This window comes from Streptomyces aquilus, from assembly GCF_003955715.1.
Lineage (GTDB): Bacteria > Actinomycetota > Actinomycetes > Streptomycetales > Streptomycetaceae > Streptomyces > Streptomyces aquilus.
Genome location: NZ_CP034463.1, coordinates 7109403 through 7134850 on the forward strand (window position 1 = coordinate 7109403; position 25448 = coordinate 7134850).

25 protein-coding genes are annotated in these 25448 nt (G+C 71.3%); 12 read left to right on the plus strand and 13 right to left on the minus strand.

What is annotated here, in order from left to right; genetic code table 11:
* Positions 1 to 4 precede the first annotated feature (4 nt).
* From EJC51_RS32965 to EJC51_RS32980, 4 genes are all read right to left on the minus strand, one after another.
* A complete protein-coding gene (locus EJC51_RS32965; RefSeq protein ID WP_126274396.1) occupies positions 5 to 919 on the minus strand; it encodes an ABC transporter permease in 915 nt (304 codons plus the stop codon).
* Positions 916 to 2310 carry an ABC transporter ATP-binding protein gene (locus tag EJC51_RS32970; protein WP_126274397.1) on the minus strand — a complete coding sequence of 465 codons (1395 nt, stop codon included), beginning with the start codon at positions 2308 to 2310 and terminating at the stop codon, positions 916 to 918. Before EJC51_RS32970 ends, EJC51_RS32965 begins: the two co-directional genes overlap by 4 nt.
* A 103-nt stretch (positions 2311 to 2413) precedes the next feature.
* Complete coding sequence (locus EJC51_RS32975; protein ID WP_126274398.1) at positions 2414 to 3184, minus strand: ABC transporter permease; 771 nt, start codon at positions 3182 to 3184, stop codon at positions 2414 to 2416.
* Between the two features lie 2 nt (positions 3185 to 3186).
* Positions 3187 to 4140, minus strand: coding sequence for an ABC transporter ATP-binding protein (locus tag EJC51_RS32980; protein ID WP_126274399.1), 954 nt, complete (start codon positions 4138 to 4140; stop codon positions 3187 to 3189).
* Between the two features lie 72 nt (positions 4141 to 4212).
* Between EJC51_RS32980 and EJC51_RS32985 the strand changes: the two genes are divergently transcribed.
* A complete protein-coding gene (locus tag EJC51_RS32985; RefSeq protein WP_126274400.1) occupies positions 4213 to 4395 on the plus strand; it encodes a hypothetical protein in 183 nt (60 codons plus the stop codon).
* A gap of 12 nt (positions 4396 to 4407) precedes the next feature.
* Here EJC51_RS32985 and EJC51_RS32990 read toward each other — a convergent pair whose 3' ends face one another.
* The 3 genes from EJC51_RS32990 to mce all read right to left on the minus strand — a co-directional run bounded on the left by EJC51_RS32990 (position 4408) and on the right by mce (position 10111).
* Complete coding sequence (locus tag EJC51_RS32990; protein ID WP_079311652.1) at positions 4408 to 5346, minus strand: coiled-coil domain-containing protein; 939 nt, start codon at positions 5344 to 5346, stop codon at positions 4408 to 4410.
* 203 nt (positions 5347 to 5549) lie between these two features.
* A complete protein-coding gene (scy, locus tag EJC51_RS32995) occupies positions 5550 to 9461 on the minus strand; it encodes a polarized growth protein Scy (protein ID WP_126274401.1) in 3912 nt (1303 codons plus the stop codon).
* A 209-nt stretch (positions 9462 to 9670) separates the two neighbouring features.
* Positions 9671 to 10111: a methylmalonyl-CoA epimerase gene (gene mce, locus EJC51_RS33000; protein ID WP_126274402.1), complete on the minus strand. Its 441-nt coding sequence runs from the start codon at positions 10109 to 10111 to the stop codon at positions 9671 to 9673.
* Positions 10112 to 10258: 147 nt separating this feature from the next.
* On the opposite strand from mce, the gene EJC51_RS33005 reads away from it, so the two are divergent.
* The 3 genes from EJC51_RS33005 to EJC51_RS33015 all read left to right on the plus strand — a co-directional run bounded on the left by EJC51_RS33005 (position 10259) and on the right by EJC51_RS33015 (position 13908).
* Positions 10259 to 11455, plus strand: coding sequence for an acetyl-CoA C-acetyltransferase (locus tag EJC51_RS33005; protein WP_126274403.1), 1197 nt, complete (start codon positions 10259 to 10261; stop codon positions 11453 to 11455).
* Positions 11456 to 11492: 37 nt separating this feature from the next.
* Positions 11493 to 12449, plus strand: coding sequence for a methylmalonyl Co-A mutase-associated GTPase MeaB (gene meaB, locus EJC51_RS33010; protein WP_126274404.1), 957 nt, complete (start codon positions 11493 to 11495; stop codon positions 12447 to 12449).
* 157 nt (positions 12450 to 12606) lie between these two features.
* Positions 12607 to 13908 carry an MFS transporter gene (locus EJC51_RS33015; RefSeq protein ID WP_244362957.1) on the plus strand — a complete coding sequence of 434 codons (1302 nt, stop codon included), beginning with the start codon at positions 12607 to 12609 and terminating at the stop codon, positions 13906 to 13908.
* A gap of 45 nt (positions 13909 to 13953) precedes the next feature.
* Here the strand turns inward: EJC51_RS33015 and EJC51_RS33020 are convergent, their stop codons facing one another.
* Complete coding sequence (locus tag EJC51_RS33020; RefSeq protein WP_126274405.1) at positions 13954 to 14544, minus strand: PepSY domain-containing protein; 591 nt, start codon at positions 14542 to 14544, stop codon at positions 13954 to 13956.
* A 127-nt stretch (positions 14545 to 14671) separates the two neighbouring features.
* On the opposite strand from EJC51_RS33020, the gene EJC51_RS33025 reads away from it, so the two are divergent.
* Both EJC51_RS33025 and EJC51_RS33030 read left to right on the plus strand, forming a co-directional pair.
* Positions 14672 to 15343, plus strand: a complete 672-nt coding sequence (locus tag EJC51_RS33025; protein ID WP_126274406.1) for a response regulator transcription factor — start codon at positions 14672 to 14674, stop codon at positions 15341 to 15343.
* Positions 15340 to 16752, plus strand: a complete 1413-nt coding sequence (locus tag EJC51_RS33030; protein WP_126274407.1) for a sensor histidine kinase — start codon at positions 15340 to 15342, stop codon at positions 16750 to 16752. The genes EJC51_RS33025 and EJC51_RS33030 overlap by 4 nt, the downstream gene beginning before the upstream one ends.
* Before the next feature lie 36 nt (positions 16753 to 16788).
* Here EJC51_RS33030 and EJC51_RS33035 read toward each other — a convergent pair whose 3' ends face one another.
* From EJC51_RS33035 to EJC51_RS33055, 5 genes are all read right to left on the minus strand, one after another.
* Complete coding sequence (locus EJC51_RS33035; protein ID WP_097269085.1) at positions 16789 to 17265, minus strand: MarR family winged helix-turn-helix transcriptional regulator; 477 nt, start codon at positions 17263 to 17265, stop codon at positions 16789 to 16791.
* Between the two features lie 95 nt (positions 17266 to 17360).
* Positions 17361 to 18158 (minus strand): AIM24 family protein, encoded by a 798-nt coding sequence (locus EJC51_RS33040; protein ID WP_126274408.1) that lies wholly within the window; start codon positions 18156 to 18158, stop codon positions 17361 to 17363.
* Positions 18155 to 18805 carry an AIM24 family protein gene (locus EJC51_RS33045; protein ID WP_126277226.1) on the minus strand — a complete coding sequence of 217 codons (651 nt, stop codon included), beginning with the start codon at positions 18803 to 18805 and terminating at the stop codon, positions 18155 to 18157. Before EJC51_RS33045 ends, EJC51_RS33040 begins: the two co-directional genes overlap by 4 nt.
* 1 nt (position 18806) lies before the next feature.
* A complete protein-coding gene (locus EJC51_RS33050) occupies positions 18807 to 19439 on the minus strand; it encodes an AIM24 family protein (protein ID WP_126277227.1) in 633 nt (210 codons plus the stop codon).
* A gap of 512 nt (positions 19440 to 19951) precedes the next feature.
* On the minus strand, positions 19952 to 20296 hold the full coding sequence (locus EJC51_RS33055; RefSeq protein WP_126274409.1) for a DUF6191 domain-containing protein: 345 nt from the start codon (positions 20294 to 20296) through the stop codon (positions 19952 to 19954).
* A 134-nt stretch (positions 20297 to 20430) separates the two neighbouring features.
* Between EJC51_RS33055 and EJC51_RS33060 the strand changes: the two genes are divergently transcribed.
* The 6 genes from EJC51_RS33060 to EJC51_RS33085 all read left to right on the plus strand — a co-directional run bounded on the left by EJC51_RS33060 (position 20431) and on the right by EJC51_RS33085 (position 25447).
* The gene (locus EJC51_RS33060) at positions 20431 to 20778 is read left to right on the plus strand and encodes a DUF3817 domain-containing protein (RefSeq protein WP_079311664.1); all 348 of its coding nucleotides are present in this window, start codon (positions 20431 to 20433) and stop codon (positions 20776 to 20778) included.
* Positions 20775 to 21068 (plus strand): MTH1187 family thiamine-binding protein, encoded by a 294-nt coding sequence (locus EJC51_RS33065; protein WP_126274410.1) that lies wholly within the window; start codon positions 20775 to 20777, stop codon positions 21066 to 21068. Before EJC51_RS33060 ends, EJC51_RS33065 begins: the two co-directional genes overlap by 4 nt.
* 150 nt (positions 21069 to 21218) lie before the next feature.
* Positions 21219 to 21980, plus strand: a complete 762-nt coding sequence (locus EJC51_RS33070) for a hypothetical protein (RefSeq protein WP_126274411.1) — start codon at positions 21219 to 21221, stop codon at positions 21978 to 21980.
* 128 nt (positions 21981 to 22108) lie between these two features.
* Positions 22109 to 22765 carry a DUF4166 domain-containing protein gene (locus EJC51_RS33075; RefSeq protein ID WP_126277228.1) on the plus strand — a complete coding sequence of 219 codons (657 nt, stop codon included), beginning with the start codon at positions 22109 to 22111 and terminating at the stop codon, positions 22763 to 22765.
* Entirely contained in the window at positions 22762 to 23412 is a 651-nt protein-coding gene (locus EJC51_RS33080) for a TetR/AcrR family transcriptional regulator (protein WP_126274412.1), read from the plus strand. Before EJC51_RS33075 ends, EJC51_RS33080 begins: the two co-directional genes overlap by 4 nt.
* A gap of 268 nt (positions 23413 to 23680) precedes the next feature.
* Positions 23681 to 25447: a glycosyltransferase family 2 protein gene (locus tag EJC51_RS33085; RefSeq protein ID WP_126274413.1), complete on the plus strand. Its 1767-nt coding sequence runs from the start codon at positions 23681 to 23683 to the stop codon at positions 25445 to 25447.
* Position 25448: the final 1 nt, after the last annotated feature.

Consider the following 25448-nt stretch of genomic DNA (forward strand, 5'->3'; position numbering starts at 1 on the left):
CGGCTCAGACGTCCCGCTTCTCCAGCAGGGCGCAGGCGCCGGCGAACGCGACGGCCGTCACGCCGAGCATGATCCACAGCGGGTCCCAGCCGGACGGGCCGGACTCGGTGAGCGAGTTGGAGTAGAAGACGCTCAGCTGGTTCGGGATGGAGTACTCGAACAGGGCCTCGCGCAGCTTCTCCAGCGAGGACGAGAACATGAACAGCGCGATGACCAGCGGGGCCAGCACCACACCGATCATGATGGTGATCGCGCCCGCCGAGTGCCGGATGATCGAGCCGATGACGAGCGAGAGCAGGCCGAGCAGCGCCAGGTAGAGCGAGATGCCGAGGGTGCCCTTGAGCCATTCGCCGCCGGAGGGGTCGCGCACGCCGCTGCTGTCCAGCAGGGCCACGTCCGCGAGGGCGACCAGGAGCGCCGAGGCGAAGGTCACCACGAAGGCGACGGCGAAGAAGACGATCGCCTTCGCGGTCAGCACCCGGATGCGGTTCGGGCAGGCGGTCGTCGTGGTGCGGATCATGCCGGTGCCGTACTCGGAGGCGGTGGTCAGCACGCCGAGCGTGATGATGCACATGCTGCCGAGCAGCAGCCCGAAGAAGCCGAACGACAGCGGGTTCTCCCCGGCGAGGTCGGTCTCGCCGGCGCTGCTCGACACCACCACGGCGGCGAGCAGACCGATCCCGACGACGAGCAGGATGAACACCCCGAGCGTCCACATCGTCGACCGCACGGAACGGATCTTCGTCCACTCGGAGGCGATGGCGTGCCCGAGGTGCGTGCGCACCACCGGGATCGGCGAGGTGTACGTCGGGTACGAGCCGGCGGGCGCCGACTGCCAGTGGGGCGCGGGCGCCTGCGCCATCTGAGGCTGAGGCTGGGGCACGGCGGCCTGCGGCATCGGAGGCTGGGGCGTACTCATCGGGCGTCCTCGGGCTTGGTCAGGTCGGCGGCGGGCGGGGTGGGCGCGGCACCGGCGGCGGAGACCGGGGCGGCGTCGGCGGTGGGTGCCGGGGCGGCGGGCTGCGCGGGGGCCGCGGCCGCCGGGGGCTGCTGCGGGGCACCTGCCGGCGCCGGGGCCGCCGCGGGCTGCTTGGTGAGGCCGGGGGCCTGGACGGGGGCCTGCGGCGCCACGGGGGCGTACGGGTTCGCGGCCGGAGCGGCCGGGGCCTGGGCACCGTAAGGACCGGCGGGCGTGCCGGGGGCGCCCGGAGCCGCGTACGGGCCCGCTGGGGGCTGCGAGGCGCCGTACGGGCCCGGCGTCTGCTGGTCCTGCGGAGCGAACTGCTGCTGGGGCGGCGGCGGGGCGTACCAGTCGGGCTGGCCCTGGCCGGGGACCGGCATCGGGGGCTGGGCGCCGGGCGGCACGGGCTGCATGAGCCCGGCCTTCTGGTCGATGGTCGAGCGGTAGTCGACGGCCCCCTGCGTCATCCGCATGTACGCCTCCTCCAGCGAGGCGGAGTGCGGCGACAGCTCCCACAGCCGTACGTCGGTGTCGTGGGCGATGTCGCTGATGCGGGGGAGCGGGAGTCCGGTGATCCGCAGCGCGCCGTCCTGCTCGGGCAGCACATGGCCGCCGGCCTCCGTCAGCGCGGACGTCAGCTTCTCGCGCAGCTGCGGCTCGGTGTCGGGGGTGCGGACCCGCGCGAAGCCCGCGGAGTTCGCCGCGATGAAGTCGTTCACGCTCATGTCGGCCAGCAGCTGGCCGCGCCCGATGACGATCAGGTGGTCGGCGGTCAGCGCCATCTCGCTCATGAGGTGCGAGGAGACGAAGACCGTACGGCCCTCCGCGGCCAGCGCCTTCATCAGGTTGCGCACCCAGAGGATGCCCTCGGGGTCGAGGCCGTTGACCGGCTCGTCGAAGAGCAGGACCTGCGGGTCGCCGAGGAGCGCGGCGGCGATGCCGAGCCGCTGGCCCATGCCGAGGGAGAAGCCCTTGGAACGTTTCCGCGCCACGTCCTGGAGGCCGACCACACCGAGCACCTCGTCCACCCGGCGGGCCGGGATGCCGGAGAGCTGGGCGAGGCAGAGGAGGTGGTTGCGGGCGTGCCGGCCGCCGTGGACCGCCTTGGCGTCGAGGAGCGCGCCGACCTGGCGGGGGGCGTTCGGCAGCTTGCGGTACGGGTAGCCGCCGATCGTCACCTGCCCCGAGGTGGGGTTGTCCAGGCCCAGGATCATCCGCATCGTCGTCGACTTGCCCGAGCCGTTGGGGCCCAGGAAGCCGGTGACGGCACCGGGCCGCACCTGGAAGGAAAGGTTGTACACAGCGGTCTTGTCGCCATATTGCTTGGTCAGGCCGACTGCCTCGATCATGCTCCGCACCCATCGAAAGGTTCAGGACAGCAGGGCGCACGCCCCCGTAAGGGTTAGGAGCTTATCCGGGCGCTGACGGTTCCACTCAAGAGGCCGTAAAGCCTCAGGCATCTCTCTTCTTCAGCAGCAGGTACCCGCCCGCGATCGCCGCCGCCACCCACAGCACCATGATCGCGAGCCCGCCCCAGGGGCCGTACGGGGTGTCGTCGTCGATCGGCGTGACCACCTGCATGATCTTGCTGCCGGCCTGGTCGGGCAGGTACCGGCCGATCTTCTTGGTGGCCGAGACATTGCCGAGGATGTTGGAGATCAGGAAGAAGAACGGCATCAGGATGCCCAGCGACAGCATCGGCGAGCGCAGCATCACGGCGACGCCCATGGAGAACATCGCGATGAGGGTCATGTAGAGCCCGCCGCCGATCACCGCGCGCAGCACGCCCTCGTCGCCGATGTGCGCCCGGTGTTCGCCGAGCATGGCCTGCCCGAGGAAGAACGCGACGAAGCTGGTGACGAGGCCGACGACGAGACAGAGGCCGGTCGCGACCCCGATCTTGCTGAACAGGAAGGTGCCGCGCTGCGGTACGGCGGCCAGCGAGGTGCGGATCATGCCGGTGCTGTACTCGTTGGACACCACCAGCACCCCGAACACGATCATCGCGAGCTGGCCGAGGCTCATCCCGGCGAAGCTGATGAAGGTCGGGTCGAAGGAGAGCTGGTCCTTGCGGCTCATCTTGTCGAACTCGTTCTTCGACAGGGCCGAGATCAGCATGCCGAGCGCGAGGGTGACGACCACGGCGAGGGAGAGCGTCCACACCGTGGACGCCACCGACCGGATCTTGGTCCACTCGGACCGGACGACCTGGGCTGCCGCCATGGTCAGTTCCCCTTCCAGCCGTCGCCCCAGGGCTGTTGCTCCTGCGGGGGGTCGGTATGCGCGTGGTACTCGACCGACTCGGCGGTCAGCTGCATGAACGCCTCCTCCAGGGAGGCCTGCTGGGGGCTGAGCTCGTGCAGCACGATCTGGTGCTGCGCGGCCAGCTCACCGATGTGCTCGGGCTTGCCGCCGTCGACCTCCAGCGCGCCGGAGCCGGTCTCCACGACGGTGATCCCGGCTCCGTGCAGCACGTCCAGCAGCCGTTCACGCTGGGGCGAGCGGATGCGGACGTACGACCGCGAGTTCTGCTCGATGAACTCGGCCATGGACGTGTCGGCGAGCAGCCGGCCCTGACCGATGACGACGAGGTGGTCGGCGGTCAGCGCCATCTCGCTCATCAGGTGACTGGAGACGAACACCGTCCGGCCCTGCGCGGCCAGCGATTTCATCAGATTGCGGATCCAGTGGATGCCCTCGGGGTCGAGCCCGTTCACCGGCTCGTCGAACATCAGGATGCGCGGATCGCCGAGCAGCGCGCCCGCGATGCCGAGCCGCTGTCCCATGCCGAGCGAGAACCCCTTGGCCTTCTTCTTCGCGACGGCGGTCAGGCCGACGGTGTCGAGCACCTCGTCGACCCGGGCGCGCGGGATGCCGTTGCTCTGCGCGAGGCAGAGAAGGTGGTTGAAGGCGCTGCGCCCGCCGTGCATGGCCTTGGCGTCCAGCAGGGCGCCGATGTACTTGAGGGGGTCCTTCAGGCGGTCGTAGTGCTTGCCGTCGATGCGGACGTCGCCGGCGGTGGGCCGGTCGAGGCCGAGCATCATGCGCATCGTCGTCGACTTGCCGGCGCCGTTGGGACCGAGGAAGCCGGTGACGATGCCGGGTCTGACGGTGAAGGTCAGGTTGTTGACCGCGACCTTCTCGCCGTACCGCTTGGTCAGGCCCTCGAGCTCGATCATGCGGCCACGCTAAGACGGGGTTTGGGCGGCTGCCACTTGAGCGGGAAGGGCGACGCCGAGCCAGGGCACGCTGTGGGTGCCGGTCGTGCGGGGAAGGGTGCCGAGGGCCGTGAGCGCGAGGCGTGTGCCGCGAAGGCGGTGACCAGGACGGAGGCCACGCTCACGGAGATCGTCGACGAGATCTTCCTGCCGCTCGTACGACCGGCGGGCACGCCAAAGGCCCGCACCTTCGGGGGAGACGGTACGGGCCTCTGAACGCGCTACTGCTTACCGGGACTGCTGAGCCGGAACTCCACGGGAGATCGGCTCGTCGTCCGTCGCCGGGGAGCCGGCGGCGGCCACGGCCGCGCCCGTGAGCGTCGCGAGCATCTCGCGGACGTTCGTGAGCTGGGCGTTGATCGAGTCGCGGCGGTTGGTGAGGGCGGCCAGCTCGCGCTCGGATTCCGAACGGATGCGGTCGGCCTTGGCGTTCGCGTCCGCGACGATGTCCTCGGCCTGACGCTGAGCCGTCTCCACCGTCTGGCGGGCGCGGCGCTCGGCGTCCGTGCGCAGCTTCTCGGCCTCCAGGCGGAGCTGCTCCGCGCGGTGCTCGATCTCCGCGAGGCGCTTCTCGGCCTTCTGCTGACGGGACGCGAGGTCGCGCTCCGACTGCTCGCGACGCTTGGCCAGGTTGGTCTCGAAGTCCGCGGCGGCCTGAGCGGCCTTGGCGCGGGTCTCCTCGAAGAGGGCGTCCGCCTCCTCGCGCTTGGACTGCGCGTCCTTCTGGGCCTCGGCACGCAGCTGCGAAGCGTCGCTCTTGGCCTTCTCGACGATCCGGACGCCTTCGTCCTCGGCCTTGGCCTTGCGCTCCGCGGCGAACGACTCCGCGTCGTTGCGCACCTGCTGGGCCGCGGACTCGGCCAGCTCGCGGTGCTGCTCGGCCGCGCGACGGGCCTCCTCGCGCAGGTCCTTGGCCTCTTCCTCGGCGAGGCGGAGGATCTTCTCGACACGCGCGCCGAGACCGGCGTACGACGGCTCCGCGTCGCTTACCTGAGCCTGGGCGTTCTGCGTCTCGAGGTGGAGCTCCTCGATGCGCTTTTCCAGAGCGGTGATGCGGGTGAGAGCGCTGTCACGGTCGGAGACGAGCTTGGAGATACGTTCGTCCACCTGAGCGCGGTCGTACCCACGCCGCACAAGCTCGAAGCCGTAGGGGGAAGTGTCGCTCATGGGGTTCCTGTCAAATGAGACCGGTGAGGTGATAGGGGGAATCCTAGGGGCCGAAGCGGTGTGTCATCGAGCGGATACGTGTTTGATCTGGAGAATGACACCCCTTTTGAGTGGCTAACCCTCGGACGGCTTGCCAAAAACTTGGTCAAACGCCCCAGACGGCACCGCAGTTCGACCGGTCGTGACCGGTCGGAACCTGTCGGTTAACTGTCCGAAGGCTTACCCGAACGAGGGGCGCCGACCGAGACGCCCGCCTTGACGCCACCGTCCTTGCCCCCCGCGGGAGCCTCGAAGGACTCCAACGCCTCCAGGACGTCCTGGACACGGGAGATCTCGGCATTGATGTCCTCGCGGCGCCGCACCAGGATCTCCAGCTCGCGCTTTCCTTCCTCGACCGTGCGCTTGGCCTCGCGGATCGCCTCCGCCTTGAGCTCCTCGGCCTCCCTCACGAGGGCCGACTTCTTCTGCTCGGCCTCCTTCAGGAGCAGCTCGGCCTTCTTCACGGCGGCGATCCGGACCTTGCCCGCCTCCGAATTGGCGTCCGACACCAGCTCCTTGGCCTTCGCCTGAGCCTTCGCCAGCTGCTCCTCGGACGCCTTGATGAGCGCGTCGCAGCGGTCGCCGGTCGACTTCATCGTCTCGGCGGCCTCGCGACGGGCCCGCTCGTGCAGGCTCTCGATCTCGGTGGTGATGCGGTCGCGCAGCTCCTCGGCCCGCTCCCTTATGGCGGTGGCGTCCCGGCGGGCGCCGACGAGCAGCTCGTCCGCGTCCGTACGGGCCTTCTCCACCAGGGAGTTGCCCTCGACCGTCGCCTCGGAGACCAGCCGGTCGGCCTCCTTGCGGGCGGCGCCGACCATCGTGTCGGCCTGCGCCTCCGCCTCCGCGGTGGTCTTGTGGGCCTGCTGCTGAGCCTCGGTGAGCAGCTTGTCGGCCTCGGCGGTGGTCTCGTTGATGAGCGTGTCCACCTGCTCGGCCACGTCCTGGCGCCGCTTGTTGGCGTCCTTGCGGGCCTCGTCGAGGGTGTGCTCGGCCTCCTCGCGCGCCGCGTTGAGCAGGCGCTCCGCCTCGGCCAGGGCGTCGGCCTTGACGCGCTCGGACTCGCTGCGGATCCGCTCGGCGTGCTGCTGGGCGGAGCCGACCGTCTCGGCGGCCTCGGCCCGCAGCCGCTCCGCGTCGCCGGTGGCGTCCGCGATGAGCCGCTCGGCCTTGGCGACGGCCTCGGTCCGGACCCGCTCGGCCTCGGCCGCGGTCTCCAGACGCAACCGCTCCGCCTCGGCGACGGTGTCCTGCCGCAGCTGGTCGGTGTCCCGGATGGTGTCCGTGGTCAGCCGCTCGGCCTCGTTGCGCGCCTCGGTGATGAGGGCGTCGGCCTGCGAGGCCGCGTCCGAGCGGATGCGGTTGGCGTCCTCACGGGCGTCCGCCCGGGTCCGGGCGGCGGCCTGGTCGGCCTCGGCGAGCGCGTCGGAAGCCTCCGTGCGCACCCGCTGGGCGTACTCGGCCGCGTCGGAGCGCAACCGCTCGGACTCGGACATCGCGTCCGCCATGGTGCGCTCGGCGAGCGCCTTGGCGGCCTCCGACTCCTCGGTGGCCTCGCGCCGGACACGGCTCGCGTCCTCGCTGGCCCGCTCCCGCTCGGCGTAGGCGTCGGCGCGGACCCGGTCCGCCTCCTCCTCGGCCTCCCGACGGGTACGGTCCGCCGCGTGCTCCGCGGCGCTGCGCAGCCCGGTGATCTCCTCCTGGGCCTGCTCGTGCAGCCCGGCGACCGAGTCGCGGACCTGCTGGGCGTGCTGCTCGGCCGCCGACACCATCTCGGTGGCGCGCCGGTCGGCCTCCTCGACCAGCCGCACCGCCTCGGCCTGCGCGTCCTCGACCCGGCTGCGCGCCGCGGCCAGCAGCTCGTCGCTCTGCTCGCGAGCCCGCTCCCGCTCCTGGTCGGCCTCGGCACGCGCCGCGCCGAGGGTCTCCTCGGCCTCACGACGACGCCGTACGGCCTCCTCCTGGGCGGCGGCCAGCGTCTCGGACGCCTCCGTCGCCAGGCGCTCGGCGGCGGCCTGCGCCTCCGCGCGGACCCGGTCGGCGGTGTCCTGGGCCTCCGTCTTGAGCCGCTCGGCCTCGGCCGCGGCCTCCGAACGCAGCCGTACGGCGACGGCCTCGCCCTCGGCCCGGGACGCGGACGCGTCGGCCGCGGCCTCGGTGCGCAGCCGCTCGGCCTCCGCCTCGGCCTGCTGCTGGAGCGTGCGGATGCGTTCCGCGGCCTCGCCGCGCAGGCGCTCGCTCTCCTCGGCGGCCTCGCGACGGATCCGCGCGGCCTCCTCACGGGCCTCGGTCAGCGCCTGCTCGGCGGCCGTCAGCCGCTCCTCGGCCTCGGTCTGAAGCCGGGTCAGCTCCTCGGCGGCCTCCGCGCGACGGGCCTCTATAGCGCGCTCGGTCTCCTCGCGCAGCTCGCGCGCGGCCTGCTCGGCGTCGTTGCGGATGCCCTCGGACTGCTCAAGGACCTCTTCGCGGTGGCGCTCGGCCTCCTGCCGGGTCCGCTGGAGGGTCTCCTCGGCCTGCCGGCGCAGGGTCGTCGCCCGCTCGATGGCCTCGGTGCGGACCTTCTCGCTGTCCGCCGTCGCCGTCTGGCGCAGCTCGTCGGCGTCCGCCTTGGCCTTGGCCAGCAGCTCCTCGGCGGTCTTGGCCGCCTCCTCGATCTGCTGAACGGCCTCCTTGCGGGCCTCCGCGCGGATCTTCTCGCCCTCGGCGACCGCGTCGGCGCGCAGCTGCTCGGCCTCGCCGCGCAGCCGGCGGGCCTCCTCCTGCAACTCGACCGTCTTGGCGCGGTACTCCTTGGTGTCGTCCTTGGCCGCGCCCTTGAGCTGCTCGGCCAGGTCGTGCGCCTCGGCGCGCAGCCGGTCCGCCTCGGCCTCGGCCTCGGAACGGATCCGCTCGGCCTCCTCGGCGGCCGCCTTGGTGGTGTTACGCGCGTCCTCGGACGCCTTGTTGAGGACGTCCTCGGCGGTCTTGGCGGCCTTGCCGAGCTGGGAGGCGGTCTCCTCCGCGGTGATCGTGCGGGCCTTCTCGGCGGCCTCGGCGACGATCTTCTCGGCCTCCGCGCGGGCGTCCGCGACGATCTGCTCGGCGTCCGCCTTGGTGGTCTCGGCCTCCTGGGTGGCCTCGCTGACCAGCCGGGCGACCTGCTCCTTGGCCGTACGGACACGCTGTTCGTTGGCCGACTCGGCGCTCGACAGGGCCTTCTCGGCGGCCGCCTTGGCCTCGGTGACGAGCTTCTCGGCCTCGGCCTGCGCCTTGCGCAGCGCCTCCTCCGCCTCCGTCATCCGCTGCTCGGCGGCGCGGCTGAGCTCGGTGGCCTGGCGGCGGGCGGCGTCCGACTCCGTCGCCGTGGAGCTGCGCAGCTGCTCGGCGTGGTCGGTGGCCTCCTGGGCCTGGGTGGAGGCCGCGTTCAGCAGCCGCTCGGCGTCCGCGCGGGCGCGGCGCAGCAACTGCTCGGCCTCGGCGCGGGCCGCCTCGGCCTCGCTGGTCAGCCGCTGGCGGGCCTCGGTGGTGAGCCGCTCGGCCTCCGCGCGGGCGGCCGCCATGGCCTGCTCGGCCTCCGCGCGGGACTCCTCCAGGAGCCGGCGGGCCTGCTGCTCGCTGCGGGCGCGCAGCTGCTCGGCCCACGCCACGTTCTCGTTGACGTGCGACTCGACGGTCTGGCGGCGCTCGGCGAGCTCCTGGTCCAGCTGCTGGCGACGGGTGACCGCCTCCTGGTGCAGCTCCGCCTGGAGCCGCGCCGCGTTCTCGGCGTGCTCCTGGAGGATGCGCTGGGTCTGCGCCCGCGCCTGGCTCAGCTCGCGCTCGGCGTCCTGACGCAGCTGGTCGGCCTGCATCTGGGCGTTGCGCAGCAACTGTTCGGCCTGGTAGCCGATGTCGCCGCCCGAGAACTCGGGCCGGGACATGATGGTGCGGCGCGCCTCGTGCAGCTTGGCGCGCAGCACCTCGACCTGGTAGCCGAGGTCCTCGGCGTGCTGGATCGCCTTTTCCCGCTCGGTCTTCAGCCGATCCATCTCGGCCTCGAACCGAGAGAGGTGGTCGACGTCAGCCGCCGGCTCTCGCTCCTGGCGTTCGTAGCCCCGCACTGCGCGGTCCCATCCGTCCCCTGGTCGCAAGTCTCTCCATACGAGCACCGTCCATCCGCCGAACGGGGCCCCCGGGGAATGGTGTCAGATCAACGGCGGAGCATGGGCTGCCGCCCAGCGCTCGCCCCCCGAAACACGGACCCCGGCCAGCGGTCACCACTGGGAGAGCGGCGACCGCCCCCAACCCTACCGGCCCATATGTACGAGGGTCAGTGCTCAGGTGACTCAACGGGCGCCGAAGTGACCAGTTCTGTCAGTACACCGTGGCAATCCTTGGGGTGCAGGAAGGTGATTCGTGACCCCATGGAGCCGCGTCGCGGCTCCTCGTACAGCACGCGTACGCCCTTGTCCTTGATGTCCGCGGCGTCCGCGTCCACGTCCGCCGTACCGAAAGCGATGTGGTGGACGCCCTCGCCGTTCTTGTCGAGCCACTTGGCGACGGTCGAGTCGGGGCGGGTCGGCTCCAGAAGTTGCAGGTAGGAGGCCCCGCCGTCGGAAGTGTCGTTGATCTTGAGCATGGCCTCGCGGACGCCCTGCTCCTCGTTGACCTCGGAGTGGAAGACCTCGAAGCCGTAGGTGGCCCGGTAGAACTCGACAGTCTTGTCGAGGTCGAAGCAGGCGATCCCGATGTGGTCGATTCGCGTCAGCATGGTGTTAGTGCAGCGCTCGGGAGATGGTTACGCAACGTGCCAGCGATCACACTGACGGGCCGGTGACGGCACGGAGTGCCACTCAGTACATTCGAAGTAAACCCTCGTTCACTCCTCGGCTGTCCAGCTGGAAGGGGATCGCACCTCATGTCTTCCGGAACTACCTCGGTGATCGTCGCGGGCGCTCGTACGCCCATGGGACGGTTGCTCGGTTCGCTGAAGTCCTTCTCCGGAGCCGACCTCGGCGGCTTCGCGATCAAGGCCGCCCTCGACCGTGCGGGGATCGGTGGCGACCAGGTCCAGTACGTGATCATGGGTCAGGTCCTCCAGGCCGGCGCCGGTCAGATCCCGGCCCGTCAGGCCGCCGTCAAGGGCGGCATCCCGATGAGCGTCCCGGCGCTCACCATCAACAAGGTGTGTCTGTCCGGCCTCGACGCCATCGCGCTGGCCGACCAGCTGATCCGCGCCGGCGAGTTCGACGTGATCGTCGCGGGCGGCCAGGAGTCCATGACCAACGCCCCGCATCTGCTCCCCAAGTCCCGCGAGGGCTACAAGTACGGCGCCATCGAGATGCTCGACGCCATGGCGTACGACGGCCTGACCGACTCCTTCGAGGGCATCGCCATGGGTGAGTCCACGGAGAAGCACAACACCCGCCTCGGCATCCAGCGCCCCGAGCAGGACGAGATCGCCGCCCTGTCCCACCAGCGTGCCGCGGCCGCCCAGAAGAACGGCATCTTCGAGGCCGAGATCACCCCGGTGGAGATTCCGCAGCGCAAGGGCGAGCCGGTCGTCTTCAGCAAGGACGAGGGCATCCGCGGCGACACCACCGTGGAGTCCCTCGGCAAGCTCCGCCCGGCGTTCACCCGCGACGGCACCATCACGGCCGGCACCTCCTCGCAGATCTCGGACGGTGCGGCGGCCGTGGTCGTGATGAGCAAGGCCAAGGCGCAGGAGCTGGGCCTGGAGTGGATCGCCGAGATCGGCGCCCACGGCAACGTGGCCGGTCCGGACAACTCCCTCCAGTCGCAGCCGTCCAACGCGATCCTGCACGCCCTCAAGAAGGAGGGCCTGGAGGTCTCGGACCTCGACCTGATCGAGATCAACGAGGCCTTCGCCGCCGTCGCGGTCCAGTCAATGAAGGACCTCGGCGTGTCCACCGAAACGGTGAACGTCAACGGCGGGGCCATCGCCCTGGGCCACCCGATCGGCATGTCCGGCGCCCGCCTGGTCCTCCACCTGGCGCTGGAGCTGAAGCGGCGCGGCGGCGGGGTCGGCGCGGCGGCGCTGTGCGGCGGCGGCGGCCAGGGTGACGCGCTGATCGTGCGGGTACCCAAGGCCTGAGTTCTCGTACGTCGGGTTCGAGCTGATCGGAGCTGTGATGCAGGACGTCTCCACCCTGGTGGCCCAGGCCAGGGAAGGCCGGCCGCGGGCCGTGGCCCGGCTGATCTCCCTCGTGGAGGGGGCGTCCCCGCAGCTCCGAGAGGTCATGGCGGCCCTGGCCCCGCTGACGGGCACGGCGTACGTCGTCGGCCTGACCGGCTCACCGGGCGTCGGCAAGTCCACGTCGACGTCCACCCTGGTGACCGCGTACCGCAAGCAGGGCAAGCGGGTCGGCGTCCTGGCCGTCGACCCGTCCTCGCCGTTCTCCGGCGGCGCCCTGCTCGGCGACCGGGTGCGCATGTCGGACCACGCCTCCGACCCCGGCGTCTACATCCGCTCGATGGCCACCCGCGGCCACCTCGGCGGCCTGGCCTGGGCGGCGCCCCAGGCGATCCGCGTCCTGGACGCGGCGGGCTGCGACGTGATCCTGGTCGAGACGGTCGGCGTCGGCCAGTCCGAGGTGGAGATCGCCTCCCAGGCCGACACCTCCGTCGTCCTCCTGGCCCCCGGCATGGGCGACGGCATCCAGGCGGCCAAGGCCGGAATCCTGGAGATCGGTGACGTGTACGTCGTCAACAAGGCCGACCGCGACGGCGCCGACGCCACCGCCCGCGAGCTCAACCACATGCTGGGCCTGGGCGAGTCCCGAGGCCCTGGCGACTGGCGCCCCCCGATCGTCAAGACGGTCGCGGCCCGCTCCGAGGGCGTCGACGAGGTCGTCGAGGCCCTGGAGAAGCACCGCGCCTGGATGGAGGAGCGCGGCGTCCTCGCCGAGCGCCGCCAGGCCCGTGCCGCCCACGAGGTGGAGACCATCGCGGTCACGGCCCTGCGCGAACGCATCGGCGACCTGCACGGCGACCGCCGCCTCGGCGCACTGGCGGAGCGGATCGTGGCGGGCGAGCTGGACCCGTACCGGGCGGCGGACGAGCTGGTGGCGGGGCTGACGGAGGGCTGAGGCCGCCACTCTGGTCAACTCGCCGTGGATGTTGGTACGTTGATCGACATGTTCCTTCTCCTGGCATAGAGCGCGCCCCTGACCGCGACCCGCTGACCACAGCCGTCGCGGCCCTTCGGCGTCCCTTGCTCATGCCTTTCGCAGAGGAACTTCTCCCATGTCCGCGTCCTCCGCGCGGCGGCCCTCGTATGCCGCCGTGCTGTCCGTTCCGTATGCCCGCCGCACGTTCGTCCCGGCCCTCGTCGGCCGGCTGTCGTACGGCGTGGCCCCCCTCGCCGTGATGCTGGCCGTGACCCGGGCGACCGGGTCGTACGCCGTGGCCGGTGTCGTCATGGCGCTGTTCGGCGCCACGGTCGTCTTCCTGTCGCCCTACCGCGCGGCGCTGGTCGACCGGCACGGCCCCCGGCGGGCCCTGATCCCGATGTCCCTTCTCCACGCGGGGCTGCTCTGCGCGCTCGCCGCGGTCAGCTGGCGCCCGGGTGCGCCCGCGGTGGTGCTCGGCGCGGTGGCCGCCGCCACGGGCGCGTGCGCGCCCCCGCTCGGGCCGACGATGCGCTCGGTGTGGGGCCGACTCGTCGACGACCGGCGGCTGTTGCAGCGCGCGTACAGCCTGGACGGGGTCGCCGAGGAACTCCTGTACGTCACCGGCCCGTTGCTGGTCGGCGTGGTGATCGGCGTCGCGCCACCGGCGGTGGGGGTGGTGCTGGGCGCGCTGCTGATGGCCGTGGGCACGATGGTGTTCGTCGGTTCGCCGGCGGTGGCGGCGGTGGCGGCGGTACGGCCTTCGGGCCGGGGCAAGTCCCGTTCCGGCGGCGGGGGTTCGCTGCGGGGGCGGGGGCTGTTGCAGCCGGTGGTGGTCGCCGCCGGTACGGGGCTCGCGTTGAGCGGCCTGGACCTGTTGGTGGTCGCGTTCGCCGCGGAGCGGGGGCGGGGGGACGACACGGTGGCGTGGGTGCTCGCCGCGTTGTCGGCGGGCAGCGCGGTGGGGGGTCTGGCGAACGGCGCGGTCGACTGGCGGGTGGCCGCGCGGGTCCGTCTTCCGCTGCTCGCCGCGGGGTTGGGCGTGACCCTGTGCCTGGCAGGGCTGGCGCCGGGCATCGGCGCCCTCGCGGTCGCCGCCGCCTGCACCGGGTTCTTCGTCGCGCCGACGCTGACGACGGCGTATCTCATCGCCGACGAGGCCGCCCCGGAGGGTTTCCGTACGCAGGCCGGGGCATGGGTCAACACCGCGGTGAACGCCGGGAGTTCGGCGGGGGCGGTGGTGGCGGGGCTGCTGGTGGAGCGGCTGCCGTTGGGGGCGTGCTTCGTGGTGGCCGGGGGCGTGGCGCTGGGGACGGCGGGGGTGGCGGGGTTGAGGGGTCTCGCCCCCGCCACCCCTACCCGTCCCCTCACTGGGGGCTGCCGCCCCCTGGGAGCGGGGTCGAAGGGGCGGCAGCCCCTGGAGGATGGGAACGGGTAGGGGCGGCGGGGCGAGAAAAACCCGGCGCCCGCCCCCACCGACCCGTCAGTCCTCGTCCCGGTCCGCCGTGACCTTGCCCGTGGTGAGGTCGACCTTCCACTCACCCTTCGTGGTGTCCACGCTCCACACCACCGCGCGGCTGTCGTCATCGTCGTCGAGGCTCACCTCGGTGACCGTCCCCTTCGCGGCGGCAGCCAGCGCAGCCTCACGGGCATCGGTCTTCGCGCCCTTCAGGGCGGCGACCTCGGCACGGTCGTCGGCGTCGTTGTCGTCGTCGTTGTCCTGGTGCGCGCCGACGACCTTCCCGGTGTCCGGGGAGACGGTCACGCTGTACTCGGTGCCGTCACCCTTGATCACATCGACGTCCCACGCCCCGGCACCGTCGTCGTCCAGATCCACGGACGCGGCGGTGCCCGGCGTGTGTCGCAGCGCCGCGGCGAGGGCGTCGGCGGCCGTCACGTCGCTCTGTGCGGCGAAGTCGGCGTCGGTCCGGTCGTCGTTGTCATCGTCCGCCCCCCGCACATCCGCCCGCGTCGACGCGCTGCCGCCGTCCGAGGCCACCGCGAGGGCCGTGGCCGTGCCGCCCCCGATCAGAGCGGTCGCGGTGAGGGCGGCGATCACGATGTTGCGCTTCATGCGAGTTCCTCCAGGTCTGTCGCGTTTCACTGCGCTTTCGACGTGAACAACCATCACCGACCGACGCTGAGGAGAACCTGAAGCCCCCTGAAGAGATCTTCAGCTTCGTTTTGCCACCCTGGTGCACATGCGTCTGTTGATCGTCGAGGACGAGAAGCGGCTGGCCCTGTCGCTCGCCAAGGGACTCACCGCCGAGGGCTACGCCGTGGACGTCGTCCACGACGGCCGGGAGGGCCTGCACCGGGCCACGGAGGGGTCGTACGACCTCGTGATCCTCGACATCATGCTGCCCGGCCTCAACGGCTACCGGGTCTGCTCCGCCCTGCGCGCCGCGGGCCACGACGTGCCGATCCTGATGCTCACCGCGAAGGACGGCGAGTACGACGAGGCGGAGGGGCTGGACACCGGCGCCGACGACTACCTCACCAAGCCCTTCTCCTACGTCGTCCTCGTCGCCCGCGTGAAGGCGCTGCTGCGCCGCGGGCGCAACGGCGCCGGGGCCTCGCCCGTCGTCGTGCGCGGAGATCTCAAGGTCGACACCGCGGCCCGCCGGGTCTTCCTCGGCGACGACGAAGTGCCGCTCACCGCCAAGGAGTTCGCGGTGCTGGAGCAGCTCGTCACGCGCGCCGGGGAGGTGGTCTCCAAGGCGCAGATCCTGGAGCACGTCTGGGACTTCGCCTACGACGGCGACCCCAACATCGTCGAGGTCTACGTCAGCGCCCTGCGGCGCAAGCTGCGCGCCGGGCTCATCAGGACGGTGCGCGGCGCCGGGTACCGGCTGGAGACGGAGGAGCGATGAGACGTCTCTTCGGGTCCGTGCGGGCGCGGGCCACGCTCGGGGCCGTCCTCGTCGTCGCCGTGGCCCTGGCGGCGGCCGGGGCGGCCGTCCTGCTGTCGCTGCGGGCCAACCTGATGGACCAGGCGGCCACCAAGGCGGAGCGCACGGCACGCGGTGTCGCCTCGCAGCTCGCCGCCGGGACGGCGTACGACCGGCTGGAGCTGGACGACGACTACCCGGTCCAGGTCGTCGACGCGCACGGCACGCTCGTCGCGGCGAGCGACGACCTGGAGCGGATCAGCGGGACGGGCGTCGAGGCGGTGACGCCCGAGCGGCAGAGCGGCGGTGCCGGGCGGGCCGGCGGTGACGACGCCGACGACGCGGACGACGACGCCTCGCTCGAACCGGGCGAGATCGACGAGGACACCGACTTCGGCGACGGCTCCGCGACCGTCGACGGCAAGGACGACGAGTACCGCTTCGCCACCGTCCGCGTGGAGACGACGGACCGGGGGCAGCTCACCGTCCACGCCGGCGCGTCCCTGGACGCCGAGCAGAGCGCCGTGACCACCACGACGACCGGCATGCTGACCGGCTTCCCGCTGCTGCTGTGCGTCGTGGCGGCCGTGACCTGGCTGGTCACCCGGCGTGCCCTGCGCCCGGTGGAGGACATCCGGCGCGAGATGGCGGAGATCACCGCCTCCGAGGATCTCTCCCGGCGTGTTCCGGAACCCCTCACCCACGACGAGGTCGCCCGCCTCGCCCGCACCACCAACCAGACGCTGGCCGCGCTGGAGACCTCCGTGGAGCGGCAGCGCCGCTTCGTCGCCGACGCCTCCCACGAGCTGCGCAGCCCGATCGCCTCGCTGCGCACCCAGCTCGAAGTGGCCGCCGCGCACCCGGAGTTGCTGGACCTCGACGGTGCCGTCGAGGACACCGTACGGCTGCAACGGCTCGCCGCCGACCTGTTGCTGCTCGCCCGGCTGGACGCGGGGGAGGGGCCCGGCGACAAGCGGGTCGACCTCGGGGAGGTGGCGCGGCGGGAGGCGCGCGGCCGGGACGGGGTGAGCGTCACGGCGGAGGCCGTCGAGGTGACCGGGTCCCGGGCCCAGTTGGAGCGGGTGCTGGGCAATCTGCTCGACAACGCGCGGCGGCACGCCCGCTCGGCGGTCACGGTGTCCGTGCGCCGGGACGGAGCCTGGGCCGTCGCCGAGGTCGCCGACGACGGGGACGGGGTGGCGGCGGCCGACCGGGAAAGGATCTTCGAGCGGTTCGTCCGGCTGGACGAGGCCCGCAGCCGCGACGACGGCGGCGCCGGACTCGGTCTCGCCATCGCCCGGGACGTCGCCGCACGCCACGGCGGCACCCTCACCGTCCGCGACGCGCCGGCAGGCGGAGCACTGTTCGCACTCCGCCTGCCGCTCGCTTGATCGGGCTGAGCCTGTGACAGGGCACAGGCTCTGCTGTCACGGACGCCCGCGCTGCCCGCGCAGGTGCTCCGCGATGGGCTTCAGGGCCTTGTCGAGCTCCGCCAGCGCCTCGGGGGAGACCAGGTCGATGAAGTGTCGCCGCACAGACGCCACGTGGTGTGGCGCGACCTTCTTCATGGTCTCCATGCCGTGCTCGGTCAGTACCGCGTACAGGCCGCGGCGGTCCGACTCGCAGTTCTCGCGGCGCACCAGGTCCGCGTTCTCCATGCGGGTGATCTGGTGCGAGAGGCGACTCTTGGACTGGAGGGTGGCGGACGCGAGATCGCTCATCCGCATCCGGACATCCTCCGACTCGGAGAGGTTGACCAGGATCTCGTAGTCGTTCATCGTCAGGCCGAACGGCTGGAGGTCCTTCTCGAGTTGGTACGTCAACAGCCTGTTGACCTCCAGGTGGGTGCGCCAGGCGCACTGCTCCGCATCGGTCAGCCAGCGCGTGGCCGTCTCGGTCTCCATGAATGAAGTCTACCTAAGAAGTTGAAAGGCGAACTAGTGAGGGTCTGTTCGTGACGGCGTGCACACGTTCGACGTCACACTCCGCAGACTACCGCTCACAGCCCGAAGCGACGCTGGAGGTCGCCCAGCTGTCCGGGAAGGCGCGGTACCCCTGATTGCGGTGAAGGGCCCGTGGACGGTACCCCGGAACCGGGTACTCCGGCCTGGTGCGGGACCGCTCCCGTCGCCTGCTCCGCCATCAGCGCCTCGGACGACTGGAGCAGTACGGTGCCGGCGCCCACGAACTCGAACTGGTGCTCCTCCCCGGAGGCCCCGCCGAGGCCCGTCATCGCACGTAGACCGACCATCAGGCCGGTCATGTAGCCGTGGTCGTAGTGATGGCACGGCGACGGGCAGTCGGCCCAGCCGACCAGCGCCTGAGGATCCACCCGGATCGGCGGCTCCATGAACACCACCGGACCGTTAGATGCGGCGACGAACTTTCCGGTTCCGATCAGGGTCAGAAAACCCGGCACGATCGACTGCTTGAGGGCGAGAGTTGGCTGAAAAGCGAGCAGGTTGCCGGAGCGAATGGTCAGGTTGCCGTCTTCGAGGTCGTACGAATTGACGTCGAAGGCCCGGTCGGCGAGGAGCATCTTGCCGGAGCCCTCCGCCACGACCCAGTCGCTCGCGTGCAGAGGCGAATGGAAGGACGTACGGACAAGTCGGTCGAGTCGGCCGTGCCCGATGCCGTTGAAGTCGATCGAGCCGTAGTAGGCGATCATCTTCCCCTTCTGCAGGAACCACTGGCTCCCCTTGAGCTCCACGCAGAAGGTGTAGTTGTTGACGTTTTCGTCGGAGGGGAGGGTCGTCGGGTCGTGGACGGTCGGGCCCGCGCCCGGGTACTGACTCACAGCTTCTCCTCCGAGGCCTGGACGTACACCGCGCCGTTGCCGCTGAGCTCCAGCTGGAAGGCCTCGCCGGAGCCGCGGCCCACCATGTCGCGCCAGCCGAGCGCGGTCGACAGCTTGTTGCGCACGTCGCCGTGGTGGGCGACGTACGCCTGCGGGTCGACATGGACCGGGCGCTGCGGGGTGATGGGCAGCTCGATGACCCCGCCGTGCGCCATCACCGCCACCGCGCCGTGGCCCTTGAGGGTGGTGGTGAACAGGCCCTGGCCGGTGACCTGGCCGCGGACCATGCCCATGACGCCGCCCTGGGAACCCATGAACATCGTGCCCTGCTCCAGCGTGCCCTCGAAGGCCAGGAGGCGGTCCGCCTCCACGTAGAGGGTGTCGCCGGCGAGGCTGATCACCTGGACGTGATGGCCGCCGTGCCCGAACAGCACGGTGCCGCTGCCCTCGACCGTCATCAGCGGGGTCGCCTCGTTCGCCACCCGTCGTCCGATCATCGACATGATCCCGCCCTGGCCGCCGCTCATGTTGGGCGTGAAGGACACCTCGCCCCGGTAGGCGAGCATCGCCCCGCGCTGACTGAACAGCCGCTGCCCCGGCGCGACGGTCGCCTCGACCATCTTCGAGTTGAGCTCCCGGAAGGTCATCTCAGACATCCCCCGCGATCGTGTTCCGCTCGCTGGGCTGGACGTACACCAGGCCGTCGCCCTCGAAGCGGATCTGGAAGGCCTCGCCGCCGCCCTCGCCCATCAGCGTGCGGAACGTCACACCCGACTGGAAGGACTGCCGCAGATTCCCCTGGTGCGCGATGTACGCGCCCGGGTCCACGCTCAGCGGGAACTGCGGGCTGACCCGCAGCACCACGGCCGGGCCGTCCGAGGTGATCGCCGCCTGGCCGTGGCCCTCGACGGTCGTCGTGAACAGTCCGTTGCCCTGCGAGGCGCCGCGCAGGCCCGTGAAGCTCGTCCCCGTCCGCAGGCCGCCGTCGGTCGCGAGCAGGTTGCTCGACTCCACGAACAGCTTGTCGCCCTGGAGACCGACGAGGTTGATCTCGGAGGCGCGGTCGGCGAACCAGCAGGTCCCCTGCCCCCTCACCTCCATCACCGTCATCTGCTCACCGGTGATCCGCCGGGTCACCATCCCCCGGATGCCCTCACCGCCGCCGCTGAGCTTCTTGAACGCCATCTGTCCGTCGTACGCGACCATCGAGCCGTTCTTCGCCTTCACGGCGTCCCCGGTCATCTCGACGGCGAGCACCTTGCTGCCCTGAAGTCGGAACATCGCCACGCTGCGAAGGTAGCCCGCGACGGCTCCCACCGACAGAGCCCCCGGGTGGAGACGAACCCTGATCACACCCCTAGGGACACCCCACCTACGAGCCCGGCCACTCCGGCCAGGCTCCCGGCCTCACCCGCCCACGACCGCCCGGCTCGCGCGCTGACTCGCCTCTTGGGTCCGGTCGCGACCGCCCGGCTTTCCGGGGTGACTGGCCCGCTGAACTTGGTCGCACCGGCCCGGCTCGCGTACTGGGCCGCCTGCTGGGTCTGGTCGCGACTGTCCGGGTTTCCGGGGTGACTGGCCCGCTGAACTTGGTCGCACCGGCCCGGCTCGCGTACTGGGCCGCCTGCTGAGCCTGGTCGCAACCGCCCGGGCTTCCGGGGTGACTCGTCTGCTGAGTCCGGTCGCACCGGCCCGGTTTCCGGGCTGACCCGCCCGCCGAGCCCGCCCGCGACCGCCCGGCCCCCCGACTCACCCGCCGGCCCGCGCCCGCGCCCGCCGGCCCGAGCCCGGCTTCACCGGCCCGCGCCCGCACTCACCCCGCTCCCCCCGGCCCCCGGAATCCGGATGACCGCCTTGCCCGCGCCCAGGTCGATCGTCGACCTGGGCGGCGCCCCGTCCTCCTCGTCGTCCCGCATCACCAGGGAGCTCTGCCGTTCCTTCAGTTCGTGCTGCTTGCCTGGGGACAGGGCGGCGTGCAGCTGCTCGAAGCCGGTCGCGGAGATCTGACCCTGGCGCCCCGCGTTACGCCAGGGCAGGACGCCGGACCGGCCGGCCCGCAGCAGCAGCTGGTCGACGAAGGCCAGCAGCGTGAGCAGTACCACAAGGCCCGGCAGGGTCATGAAGAAGACGAACTGCACACCCACTCCTCAGGGTCTCCACGGACCCCCAAGCCTGCCTCCGCCCAACCGTTTGCCACAATGGACGAACGTTTGTGCATGTGTTCACAAACCGGCAGGCCCCCTCTCGACGCAACTCCCACCGAAGGTGACCCGTGGACATCAAGACCGCCAGCGCCCTCCGCCGCCTCCGCCTCGTCTCCGCCCCGGAGGCGGTCTCCTTCCTGCTTCTGCTCGTCTGCTCGGTGCTGAAGCGGACCACCGACTTCAACGCGGTCCCGGTCATGGGCATGATCCACGGCGTTCTCTTCATCCTGTACGTGATCTTCTGGGCGGACGCCTGGAACCGCGCGAAGTGGTCCTTCGGCACCGCCGCCCTCTACTTCGTCCTGTCGGTCCTGCCCACCGGCGGCTTCTTCGCGGAGCGCAAGCTCCGCCGTGAGGCCGAGGACGCGGTCATCGCCTCCCGCGCGCGTCAGGAGCAGGCGGTGAAGACCTCGTGATCGTCGCCTTCTCCGTGACGCCGCTGGGGGTCGGCGAGGACGTGGGGGAGTACGTCGCCGACGCCGTCCGGATCGTCCGTGAGTCCGGCCTGCCCAACCGCACCGACGCGATGTTCACCTCGATCGAGGGCGAGTGGGACGAGGTGATGGACGTGGTGAAGCGCGCCGTCGCCGCCGTCGAGGCGCGCGCCCCGAGGGTGTCGCTGGTCCTCAAGGCGGACATCCGTCCCGGCGTGACGGACGGACTGACCTCCAAGGTGGAGACCGTGGAGCGGCACCTCGCCGAGTAGCCCGGCGCTTCCGCTTCCCTGCGAACCCCGGCCCGCGCGGGCCGGGGTTTTCTTGTGCCCAGTGTTTGAGCGATCGCTCAAAGAGGTGTACTTTCTGATCCCGAAGGTTTGAGCGGTCGCTCAAAAAACAGGCTGACCTGGGGGAATCAGATGGGTCACAACAGCCTCTATATCGAGGCGCACATCCGCACCGACGTCGACGACCTGTGGTCCCGCACACAGGAGCCGTCGGAGCATCAGCGCTGGGACCTCCGCTTCACGGAGATCGACTACCTCCCGCGCGTGGACGGCGAGCCACAGCGCTTCCGCTACGCCGCGCGCGTGCTGCCCTTCCTCACCGTCGCCGGGACCGGCGTCTCGGCCGGCGAGAAGGAGCGCCCCGACGGCACCCGCACCTCCGCCCTCCGCTTCTCCTCCCCGCACCCGCTCTCCCTCCTCGCCGAGGGCAGCGGCTACTGGCGGTACGTCCCGGACGGCGACGGGGTCCGCTTCCTGACCGGCTACGACTACCGCCCCCGCTGGGGCGCGCTCGGCGCGTGTGCCGACCGGCTGCTGTTCCGGCCGCTCATGGGCTGGGCGACGGCGTGGTCCTTCGACCGGCTCCGGCTGTGGCTGGAGCGCGGGATCACCCCGGAGCGGGCGCGGGCGAACTGGCTGCTGGAGATGGCGGGGCGGGCACTCGCCATCGTCTTCGCGGGCACCGGCTTCGGGTTCGGCAGCCTGCTGCGCCTGACCGGCCCCTTCGCCCCGCTCTTCTTCTACGCCATGCCCCTGCTGGCGCTGGTCACCCTCGCGCTGGCCCTCTTCGCCCCGCCGCTGCCCGGCACCCCGGCCGCCCGCCGCTGTCTGCGCCGGCCGCCGAGCCGCGTCCACGCCCCCCGTCTCCTGCGCACCCTGGAGAACCCGCGATGACCGCGCAACCCGTGCCCTGCGGGCCGTTTTCGACGACCGCGCAACCCGTGCCCTGCGGGCCGTTTTCGACGACCGCGCGACCCGCGCCCTCCGGGGCGTCCTCGACGACCTCGATCTTCCGCACCGCGATGGGCCCGGCCTTCGACCACCTCCACCCCCAGCTCCAGCGCCGCTTCTCGGTCGGTCTGGCGAGCGGCGAGGCCTGCACCGGCCGGGGTGTCATGGACCGCATCTGGCACGGCGGGGCCTTCGTGAAGCCGTTCCTCGCGCTCGGCACCACCCGCAACATCCTCGTCCCGCGCACCGGCCGCAACGTCCCCTTCGTCATCGAGAACGTGCCGTACACCGACACCCACGGTCGTGAGACGGTGACCTTCGTGCGCACCTTCGACCTGCCCGGCCGCTCCCGCCGCTTCGACGCCCAGATGGTCCTGGGCCCCCGCGGCGACCGCGTCCTCGACTACCTCGGCACCCACCAGCACCTGGCGAGCGACCTGTACTTCCATGCCGAGCCCGACGGCTCGCTCCTCATCCGCTCCGGCGAACACCGGTTCCGGGAGGGCGTGGTGGACGTCCGGGTGCCCGAGCTGATCGGCGCCACGGCCGAGGTCCGGGAGTCCTTCGACGACCACTCGGGCCGCTTCCGCATCCGGGTCAGGGTCGTCAACAAGTACTTCGGGCCGCTCTTCGGCTACGAGGGCTCCTTCAGGGCGACGTACAGCGACATCCGGTCCTGCGGTGTCCGCCCCGGCCTGCGCCCGGTCCGCGAGGAGTCGCGCGCGTGAGTCCCGAGACCGCGAAGTCGCAGGAGACCAAGACCAAGTTGCTGGAGGGCGCCCTGCGGACCCTCGTCGACCAGGGCATCGCGAAGGCGTCGGCGCGCACGATCGCCTCGGCGGCCGGCGTCAACCAGGCCCTGGTCTTCTACCACTTCGGCTCGGTCGACGAACTCCTCGCGGCGGCCTGCCGGTACGGCGCCGAGCAGGCCGTGTCCCGCTACCGACCCCGCTTCGACCAGGTGCGCTCGCTCTCCGAACTCCTCGTGGTGGGGCGGCAGATCCACGAGGAGGAGCGCGCCGGCGGCCATGTCGCCCTCCTCGGCCAGCTGCTGGCCGGTGCCCAGACCCACGAAAGCCTCGCGACGGCGACGGCGGCCGGTCTGGAGTCCTGGATCACCGAGATCGAGAAGGTCCTCCGGAGGGTCCTGGCGGGCACCCCCTTCGAGGAGTTCACCGACCCGCCGGGCCTGGCGCGGGCGGTCGCCGCGTCGTTCGTCGGCATCGAGCTGTACGAGGGCGTGGACCTGCCGGGCGCGACGGCCGCACTGGACGCGCTGGAGCAACTGGGCGTCCTGGTCGCCGCGTTGGAGGAGCTGGGCCCGGTGGCCCAGCGTGCGGTACGCCTTCACCTGCGGCGCACGAACCGCCGCTGACGATCCCCGCGACGGCAGCCCCACCGCACGGGGCCGACGGCACCCTCACCGGCATCAAGGCCGACGGCACCTCCGCGTACTCAGGTCGACGGCGCCTTCATCGGCCGGCTCCGGGTGTCCGAACCCGTTGCCGACAACGCCTTCGGCGGCCCGAGGGGCAACGCTCCACGGGTCGCCCGGCTGGCCCCTCCCAGTTCGACACGCCCAGGAAACTCCACTTTTGTGTGCATATCGGGCATATCAGATGTTTCGATCACTGGAGGGCGCTGTGCGGCCGGAGGGCTACGACTACGACACCTACAGCCGACTGGCCGGACCGCTGACGGAGCCGTCCGGCACGCCGTACCGGGTGCAGTACACCTCACTCCTCTCCCGCGAGCCCCACCGAATACGCGCCATCCTGCTGATGTCCCTCGCGCCGGTGCTCACCGGCGCCCTGCTGGTCTACCTCGTCTGGCCGACCCACTGGGTCGAGCGCGAGGGCGGCGACGCGTGGATGGTGTGGCTCGACATCACGATGCTGATAGCCATCGGGCTGATCGAGCTGTTCATGGTCGTCAACGTGGCCTCCGTGGCCCACGCGACCCTGGTCGCCCGCGACCCCGTCCCCGTCACCCCCGAACCCGGCACCCGCGTCGCCTTCCTCACGACGTACGTCCCGGGCAAGGAACCCCTCGCCATGGTCCGCGCCACCCTCGAAGGCGCCACGAAGGTCACCCACGACGGCCCGCTCGACGTCTGGCTCCTCGACGAAGGGGACGACGAGAAGGCGAAGGCCCTGTGCGCGGAGCTCGGCGTCCGGCACTTCACCCGGCACGGCGTCCCGGAGTGGAACCGCACCAAGGGCGTCCACAAGGCCCGTACCAAGCACGGCAACTACAACGCGTGGATCGCCCTGCACGGCGACGACTACGAGTTCTTCGCCTCGGTCGACACCGACCACGTCCCGCTCCCCGACTTCCTGGAGCGGATGATGGGTTACTTCCGGGACCCGGACGTCTCCTTCGTCGTCGGCCCGCAGGTGTACGGCAACTACCACAACCCCGTCACCAAGGCCGCCGAGTCGCAGCAGTTCCTCTTCCACGCGCTGATCCAGCGGGCCGGCAACCGCTACCGCTCACCCATGTTCGTCGGCACCAACAACGTCGTCCGCATCGCCGCCCTCAAGCAGATCGGCGGCCTGTACGACTCCGTCACCGAGGACATGGCCACCGGCTTCGAACTGCACCGGCACCGCAACCCCAGGACCCGCCGCCACTGGCGGTCCGTCTACACCCCCGACGTGCTCGCGGTCGGCGAGGGCCCGGCGTCCTGGACCGACTTCTTCACCCAGCAGATGCGCTGGTCGAGGGGGACGTACGAGACGCTGTTCAAGCAATACTGGAAGGCGCCGTTCACCATGCCTCCCGGGCGGCTGTTCTCGTACACGCTGATGCTCGTCTACTACCCGATGACGGCCGTCAACTGGTTCCTGGGCATCCTGAGCTGCTTCCTCTTCCTCTGGTTCGGCGCGTCCGGCACGCAGGTCGCCGCCTCCGTCTGGCTGATGCTCTACAGCGACGCGGCCGCCCTCCAGATCGGCCTGTACCTGTGGAACCGCCGCCACAACGTCTCCCCGCACGAACCCGAGGGCTCCGGCGGCCTCGCGGGCATGGCGATGTCGGCGCTGTCGGCGCCCATCTACCTCAAGTCCCTCGGTGCCGCCCTCCTGCGCCGGCCCAGCCGCTTCGTCGTCACCCCCAAGGGCGGCGACGCCAGCCCGGACCGGCTCCTCACCTTCCGTATCCATCTCTTCTGGGCGGTTCTCCTCGCCACCTCGCTGGCCGCCTCGGTCGTCCTCGACCACACCCATGTGGCCATGCGCACCTGGGCGGTCCTCGCGATGGCCATCTCGCTGGCCCCGGTGGCGATCTGGGCGGCCACGACGCTCAAGGAGCGCAGGGAGCGGCAGTCGCTGCGCGCCTCCGCCCGGGTCGTCGACGGCAGCGAACCCGCCCTCGCCACCACCTCCAGCACCACGACAGGAGGCAACTAGG

What these genes read in the sequence shown, in the direction of transcription:
- EJC51_RS33075 (WP_126277228.1), top strand. Translation starts at nt 22,109, where the DNA reads ATGGGCCCGGCCTTCGACCACCTCCACCCCCAGCTCCAGCGCCGCTTC.
- EJC51_RS32990 (WP_079311652.1), bottom strand. Translation starts at nt 5,346, where the DNA reads ATGAGCGACACTTCCCCCTACGGCTTCGAGCTTGTGCGGCGTGGGTAC.
- EJC51_RS32975 (WP_126274398.1), bottom strand. Translation starts at nt 3,184, where the DNA reads ATGGCGGCAGCCCAGGTCGTCCGGTCCGAGTGGACCAAGATCCGGTCG.
- EJC51_RS33015 (WP_244362957.1), top strand. Translation starts at nt 12,607, where the DNA reads ATGTCCGCGTCCTCCGCGCGGCGGCCCTCGTATGCCGCCGTGCTGTCC.
- EJC51_RS33025 (WP_126274406.1), top strand. Translation starts at nt 14,672, where the DNA reads ATGCGTCTGTTGATCGTCGAGGACGAGAAGCGGCTGGCCCTGTCGCTC.
- EJC51_RS33050 (WP_126277227.1), bottom strand. Translation starts at nt 19,439, where the DNA reads ATGTTCCGACTTCAGGGCAGCAAGGTGCTCGCCGTCGAGATGACCGGG.
- EJC51_RS33070 (WP_126274411.1), top strand. Translation starts at nt 21,219, where the DNA reads ATGGGTCACAACAGCCTCTATATCGAGGCGCACATCCGCACCGACGTC.
- EJC51_RS32970 (WP_126274397.1), bottom strand. Translation starts at nt 2,310, where the DNA reads ATGATCGAGGCAGTCGGCCTGACCAAGCAATATGGCGACAAGACCGCT.
- EJC51_RS33005 (WP_126274403.1), top strand. Translation starts at nt 10,259, where the DNA reads ATGTCTTCCGGAACTACCTCGGTGATCGTCGCGGGCGCTCGTACGCCC.
- EJC51_RS32980 (WP_126274399.1), bottom strand. Translation starts at nt 4,140, where the DNA reads ATGATCGAGCTCGAGGGCCTGACCAAGCGGTACGGCGAGAAGGTCGCG.
- meaB (WP_126274404.1), top strand. Translation starts at nt 11,493, where the DNA reads ATGCAGGACGTCTCCACCCTGGTGGCCCAGGCCAGGGAAGGCCGGCCG.
- EJC51_RS32965 (WP_126274396.1), bottom strand. Translation starts at nt 919, where the DNA reads ATGAGTACGCCCCAGCCTCCGATGCCGCAGGCCGCCGTGCCCCAGCCT.
- EJC51_RS33035 (WP_097269085.1), bottom strand. Translation starts at nt 17,265, where the DNA reads ATGGAGACCGAGACGGCCACGCGCTGGCTGACCGATGCGGAGCAGTGC.
- EJC51_RS33030 (WP_126274407.1), top strand. Translation starts at nt 15,340, where the DNA reads ATGAGACGTCTCTTCGGGTCCGTGCGGGCGCGGGCCACGCTCGGGGCC.
- EJC51_RS33020 (WP_126274405.1), bottom strand. Translation starts at nt 14,544, where the DNA reads ATGAAGCGCAACATCGTGATCGCCGCCCTCACCGCGACCGCTCTGATC.
- mce (WP_126274402.1), bottom strand. Translation starts at nt 10,111, where the DNA reads ATGCTGACGCGAATCGACCACATCGGGATCGCCTGCTTCGACCTCGAC.
- EJC51_RS33045 (WP_126277226.1), bottom strand. Translation starts at nt 18,805, where the DNA reads ATGACCTTCCGGGAGCTCAACTCGAAGATGGTCGAGGCGACCGTCGCG.